At 46.4% G+C, this 6,338-nt stretch carries 5 protein-coding genes; 4 read left to right on the top strand and 1 reads right to left on the bottom strand.

The window, feature by feature from the left end:
• Positions 1–225: 225 nt before the first annotated feature.
• Entirely contained in the window at positions 226–1,728 is a 1,503-nt protein-coding gene (gene tnpC, locus RID09_RS03525) for an IS66 family transposase (protein WP_446334567.1), read from the bottom strand.
• Between the two features lie 24 nt (positions 1,729–1,752).
• Between tnpC and RID09_RS03520 the strand changes: the two genes are divergently transcribed.
• The 4 genes from RID09_RS03520 to RID09_RS03505 all read left to right on the top strand — a co-directional run bounded on the left by RID09_RS03520 (position 1,753) and on the right by RID09_RS03505 (position 6,232).
• Positions 1,753–1,926, top strand: coding sequence for a hypothetical protein (locus RID09_RS03520; RefSeq protein WP_446334566.1), 174 nt, complete (start codon positions 1,753–1,755; stop codon positions 1,924–1,926).
• Positions 1,913–2,407 carry a leucine-rich repeat domain-containing protein gene (locus tag RID09_RS03515; RefSeq protein ID WP_446334569.1) on the top strand — a complete coding sequence of 165 codons (495 nt, stop codon included), beginning with the start codon at positions 1,913–1,915 and terminating at the stop codon, positions 2,405–2,407. The genes RID09_RS03520 and RID09_RS03515 overlap by 14 nt, the downstream gene beginning before the upstream one ends.
• 1,013 nt (positions 2,408–3,420) lie before the next feature.
• Positions 3,421–4,230 (top strand): SDR family NAD(P)-dependent oxidoreductase, encoded by an 810-nt coding sequence (locus tag RID09_RS03510; protein WP_446334568.1) that lies wholly within the window; start codon positions 3,421–3,423, stop codon positions 4,228–4,230.
• A gap of 106 nt (positions 4,231–4,336) precedes the next feature.
• Positions 4,337–6,232, top strand: a complete 1,896-nt coding sequence (locus RID09_RS03505; protein WP_446334565.1) for a PAS domain-containing protein — start codon at positions 4,337–4,339, stop codon at positions 6,230–6,232.
• Positions 6,233–6,338: the final 106 nt, after the last annotated feature.

The following is a 6,338-nucleotide window of genomic DNA, read 5'->3' as shown; positions in this document are numbered from 1 at the left end:
GTAAGGATTCAGGTCTGTGTTTGGCTCATCAATTAGCCTGGGTGTACGAGCCTTTCCAAAGTAATGTGGAAAAGGAAATTCAGTCACATCGGCGAGTGCGCCCAGGCTCTTTTCCCAAAATAGGTCTTGCCTGAGACAGTTTGATGGATGATGGGTCGGAATGGAGCCTGGGCTTGCCAGTGTCCAACCTAGTCGAGTTTAATCTGGAACACAGACAACTGGGTTTCAAGGGACAGGTTCAGGCAATAATGATAGAGATTGCCCCGACTCGGTTTGAGCCATCAATGCAGCTTGAAAAAACTCAATCACCGACCGTACTTGTCGCCGACAAGTCTGTACCACACTCAATAGGTCTGCCGTCTGTTGAAATCGCTCCATTGAGCGAGACCCGCCACTGACTTTACGTTTTGTCACCGCCAAACGCAGAGAACGTTCCGCCAGGTTATTGTCCGGTGGCACTTCTGGGTGGTCGAGGAAGTACCACCATTGCTGGGCTTTATCCCGTAAAGAACGTAGTAACTTGCCCGACTCGTATCCGGCTGTACTTATCCATTCTTGTATAGTCAGCGCAACTCGCAGCTTAAAAGAGGCCGCCCAGGTAAAGAAAGAACTAGAGTCTTGAGTGTGACGCCATTGTCGATGCTGGGCAAAGGCTTCCTCAATCAGTTCAATGAACGCTTGCCCTAAAGCTGGATTATTACCATGGCTCAATTTCACGACTTTTTTGAAGTGACGTAAAAGATGAGCTAAACATTTCTGTTGTGCTTTGACCTCGTAGCCATTATAGGCACTGTAATCATCACTATTGATTACACCATCAAACCTAGACCCCAACTGTTGGATCAGTTCAGCTCGTGAGCGGGTATCACCTGGATGAAACAAACAACACTCTTGTGTCGCACTCACCCACAACCATTCTTTGAGACCCAACACTGGCCAAGGAGATTCATCCACATGGACTAACGGTTGCTGTTTAATCCACTCTCGTAAGCCGTCAACGCTTTCCTTCACCGCATCCGCCATCCGAGCATTTGTGGCATTAAGAGTTCCTACCCCTATCTCAATCTTACCCAGTTCCCACAGTAGTTCTTGCTGCTTTTCATAAGACAGATGTCCATAGTTGCCCAACCACACCAGTAATGCTTGCAATTTCACACTCAAGTCTTGTCCGGGCACGATGTCTTTTGACCAAGCTGCCCCTGTGAGCTGACCACAACAGGTACAACGGCAGGTTTGCCTCTGGTATTCCACTATTTCAATCGGACGCGCTACCAGTTGGGCCACCTGCTGGCGCTGCACTGATACTGGATTTTCCTCAAATTCTACACAGCCACAGCTCGTACATTTTTGGGGTTTGAGAATGGAGTATCTATCGACTCGCCCAAAACCTTTCCGGGTCTTACCTGGGTGACCTGGTTGTCCTCCTGGCTTTCGTTTCGGTTTGTCGCTCTTTGCGCCAGCACTGTTGTCCCCACTACTGTTACTCTTGTCGCCAGCGCTCTTGTCCCTCGGCTGTTTTGGTTTTTCCGGTTTGAGAAGCAAGTCCGTTGAAGGGGGCTTTGAACTTGCTTGACTATCAAGTTTCTGGATAGCTTTGAGCCTTTCTATCTCTTGTTGCAATTTCTCAATTACAAGCTGTTGCTGCACCAGCAATCCAACGAGTTCTTCGGTGGGCAACTGTTTGAGTTGGTTTGGGTCAAGTTTGGGCTTCATGGCAACAGCACTCACATACCTTATATTAAAGCAGACTTTGTGTTACTAGAGCGCCATCGTTGCGATTTCCCCACTCAGTTAGTTCTCTCCGTGCCGGAGCAAAAGGGGCAAGCCTTCGCCTCTGCCAAACTGCTGTACTCGACTCATAGCCAAAACGAGGCGAAGCCTTCCCCCTTCATCGGATTTCCACGACCCCTGAATCCTTACCACTAATCTTTCTGAACTCGACCTGGGGAGTAATCAAATAACAGATATAAGTTCCATCTCCAGCCTCACTAATCTTTCTGAACTCGACCTCGGTAGTAATCGAATAACAGACACAAGCTCCCTCTCCCGACTAACCAATTTGTCTGAACTCGACCTCGGTAGTAATAAAATAACAGATATAAGCCCCATCTCCGGACTTGCCAATCTTGCTGAACTCGATCTCAGTGAGAATCAAATAAGAGAGCTAAGCTCCCCCTCCAGACTCACTAATCTTTCTCAGCTCAATCTCAGTGGTAATCAAATAGAAGATGTAGATAGCCTCTCCAGATTTACCAATCTTTCTGATCTCAATCTCCGGAATAATCAAATAAAAGATATCAGCCCCCTCTCCGGACTCACCAATCTTTCTGGACTCGACCTCAGTGGTAATCCACTTACTGACTCAAATTGTCCTATAGAACCAGAGTCTATTTGCATCTTTAGATAATTAAATACCTCGGAGCAAGATGAATGTGTATTGAGTTAAGTCGAATGGCACTCTCTAATTTGCCTTTTTGGATCGCCGAAACCCTTGATATATCGTAGGGTGGGCAATGCCCACCAGCCTCATCTGAGTGTGCTATTCGAGTTAAGTCTTCACCTCAGTACAACAACCAGCCATTGACCCAATAACCGCCAGACAAAGTGAAACACCATAAAATACCCCGGATGTTCCGGCGCAGAGTTTGGCTTCTCTGCTTGAGCCAAGACACCTTCATGAGCTGATGGAAGATGACGCCCACCAGCTAGTTCACGAGAGAGAACAGAACTAGGACAAGGCTGACCTCAGCCAAGATGATTAAGATAGACACCCTGATTCGGGTTGATGGTTTATTGTTGATTGTTCATTGTACTCGCGAAGGCTCAAGACAGCTAGGAGTCAATCAGGGAAGGACTTTCAATCTTTGTAAAGAAATATTACGAGAAATTTATTAAAAAATATTGCCATTGTCTTGAAAGAATTGCTAATGTATGCGTAATGAGTCGTTTCTGGTAGAAGCTCGTCTAGAGGAGGCTAATTGCATAAACACTGCGTTTATTTTGGCTGTCAGGTGGTTGGCTAATTTGGCTAATTACCGACCGGATAGTTCTGGGATACTCGATCAACAATTAACGCTTCCACATTCACCGAGTTCCTTTGCAGAACTATCATTACGATTCACTCTTTGTAGATACAGCATGACTGGAGATCATGTTCGACTCACGGGTCAGCTTTTCATAGAACCCGTTTAATCCAAAGATTTGATCACTGTTTCACCACCAACTAATTCGCCAGTTCATTCAAAAAATGGCGAATGGTGAAATATGTCCTACTCTTCAATGTTTTAGTGCAACCACAGAAATAAGTTCTGATTACTTATGTCTCATCTCATGCTGAGGCGGTTAGGAGGAGTTATATACCCCTGAGCATGAATAATCGGAAAAAGCCGAGTGAGACTCAACAAGATTGAGGTTTTTGCCATGAATATTCAAGGAAAGACTGCTTTGGTTACCGGAGCATCGCGGGGAATTGGGCGTGCGATCGCACTCGAACTCGCCAGAGTTGGCGTTAAGCGCCTAATTTTAGTCGCACGCGATCGCCAACGTTTAGCAGCCGTGGCGACGGAGATTGAAAATTTAGGAGTCGAAGTCGCTATTTTGGCGTTAGATTTAACCCAACTGGTAGAAGTCAATGTGGCAATTGCTCGCGCTTGGCGCACTTACGGACCTGTTCACATCTTGGTTAACTGTGCAGGAATTGCCCACCAAACTCCTTTTTTGAGAGCTAAACTGCCTCAGATGCAGGAAGAGCTTGCCATTAACTTGATGGGATTATACACGATTACCCGTCTGCTTGCCAAACGGATGGCAGCTCAACGCCAAGGAATCATTATTAACGTCTCCAGTTTAATGGGTAAAGTCGCCGCGCCGACGATGGCGACGTATTCCGCCACCAAGTTTGCGATTTTAGGCTTCACTCAAGCGTTGCGGGGCGAACTAGCACCCTATAATATCCGGGTGATTGCCTTGCTCCCCTCTCTCACGGATACTGATATGGTGCGAGGTTTACAGCTATTCCGCTGGGTCATGCCAATGACACCTGAGCAGGTAGCCAAAGCCCTAGTCACGGGACTGCAAAAAGATTCACCAGAAATCCTGGTGGGATGGCAAAGTCATTTAGCCGTGTGGTGTAGTCGGATTGCGCCATGGCTGATGGAGAAGGTATTAAAAATGGCGGCGCCTGTGTCCCGAACGGGTGCATTACCCCCTGTGGTTCCCAGCCATCATTGATGTAACCGATGATATAGATTCCCGATTTCTTGGAGAAATCGGGGATCGGGTTGGTGAAGTGTGAGGTATGATTCAGCGTGACAACACTAATGTGTTAAATGATTGAATGATCGCTGAGTTAGTTAATTGGGTTGACCAATTACAAACAACCTTAAGCCAAATGGAAGCGGCGCTGGAGGTAATCACCGACGCCGTTGTCTTCTTAAATGAAGACCAACAGATCCAGTGGAGCAATAAAGCCTTCTCTAGCTTGGTGAACCGACCACAGGACAACGTTTTCGGCTCAAATTTGATTGACTTGCTACCCCTAATTCAGGCTGGACAATCCGTTGTTCGAGAGTCGTATCCCGATGTGATGACGCGACATGGAGAGTATGAAACCACAGCCTATGAATTTCAGCAAGGCGATCGCTCCTTACTGTTGCAAATCTCTGGACACTCTGTGACAACCCCACAAGGCGCTAGCTCGACTGTGCTAGTTATTCAGAATATTACCCAGCAAAAGCAGGATATCACAGAACGCCAACGGGCAGAAGCCGCCCTGCTCTCTAGCGAAGCTCAGTACCGGGATTTGGTACAAACTGCTAATTGTATTATTTTACGCTGGGATCATCAGGGAACTATCCTGTTTTTAAATGAGTATGGTCAGCGTTTTTTAGGCTTCGATGCTCAGGAAATTGTGGGTTGTAATGTTGTGGGTACGATTGTTCCCCAAACTGAAACCTCTGGGCGTGATTTGCAGAGGTTAATGGTTGATATTTGCCAACATCCAGAAAACTATTTGCTCAACGAGAATGAAAACATTCGCAAAAATGGTCAGCGGGTGTGGATAGTCTGGGCAAATAAACCAATTTTCGATAAACAGGGCAATCTGGTTGAAATTCTCTCAATCGGTACAGATACCACAGATCGCCGAGAAGTTCAAGCCGCCCTAGAAAACTCCCTGTCTCTTCTCTGGGCTATCTTTGAATCGATTCAAGATGGTATTCTGGCGATCGATTATTCAGGCAATATCGTCAGTTACAATCAAAACTTCTTAGAAATGTGGTCTATTCCACCCGAAGTTTTAGCAGAACCCAGCCGAGATAAACGGCTCCAGTATCTGGCAAACCAACTCAAAAATCCAGATGAGTTTATCCAGCGAGTCAGGGAATTATACGCCATACCCGAAGCCAGTACCTGCGACTTATTAGAGTTTAAAGATGGCAGAGTATTTGAGCGATACTCCTGCCCTCAGCGTCTGGGAACTGAGGTTGTGGGTAGAGTTTGGAGCTTTCGCGACATTACTGATCGCAAACGAGCCGAAGACGCTTTACAACAGAGTGAATTAAAGTTTCGCACCATTGTTGAAAATGTCAATGACATTATTTTTATGCTCAACTCGGAGGGCGTCTATACCTACGTTTCTCCGAATATCAGCCAAATTTTAGGGTACACCGCTACCGAAATAGAAGGTAAACATTTGACGGCGCTGATACATCCTGACGATCTCCAGATTTGCTATAGCGATTGGCAAAAAACATTGGCATTGGGAAAACAGTCGGGGGCTGAGATGCGAGTCAGACACAAAAACGGAAGCTGGCGCTGGTTGAGTTGTCACACCTCCATCGTCAATAGTCTCAGTGGTGGTGTTGTGCTGCTGGGTGTATCCCGCGATATCACTGAACGCAAGCAAACAGAAGCCGCCCTTGAGCGTCGCGCTCAAGTTGATAGCTTGCTTAGTAGTATTTCCCGACAGTTTATTGATCAAGATGTAGATACAGCGATTAATTTTACCCTGAAAGCGATCGCGCAATTCATCGGCGTCGAACGGAGCTGCATTTTTGAATACTCAGATGATCAGAGTCAGTTTTCCCTCATCTATGAATGGTGTGCTGATGGCATTCAGGCATTATCAAGTCGCGCCCAGGGAACAGCTACTACAATAGTGCCTTGGTTTCACAAGCAAATGCTCAGTAAACAAGTCAGGCTCTTTGGGATTTATGGTGATAAGTTTTACTAATATTACTCCTGATACTTCTTAGCTTTTGTCTTGAATCGGAGCGACAGCGGAGAGTCAAGGCAAGGTTATCTAATGGAATCAGCCCTTTCACAAACGGATGGCTTGA

Source organism: Coleofasciculus sp. G1-WW12-02 (assembly GCF_040219735.1).
GTDB lineage: Bacteria > Cyanobacteriota > Cyanobacteriia > Cyanobacteriales > Coleofasciculaceae > Coleofasciculus.
The sequence above is the reverse complement of the archived record's forward strand: the minus strand, read 5'-3'. Positions and strand labels throughout refer to the sequence as shown.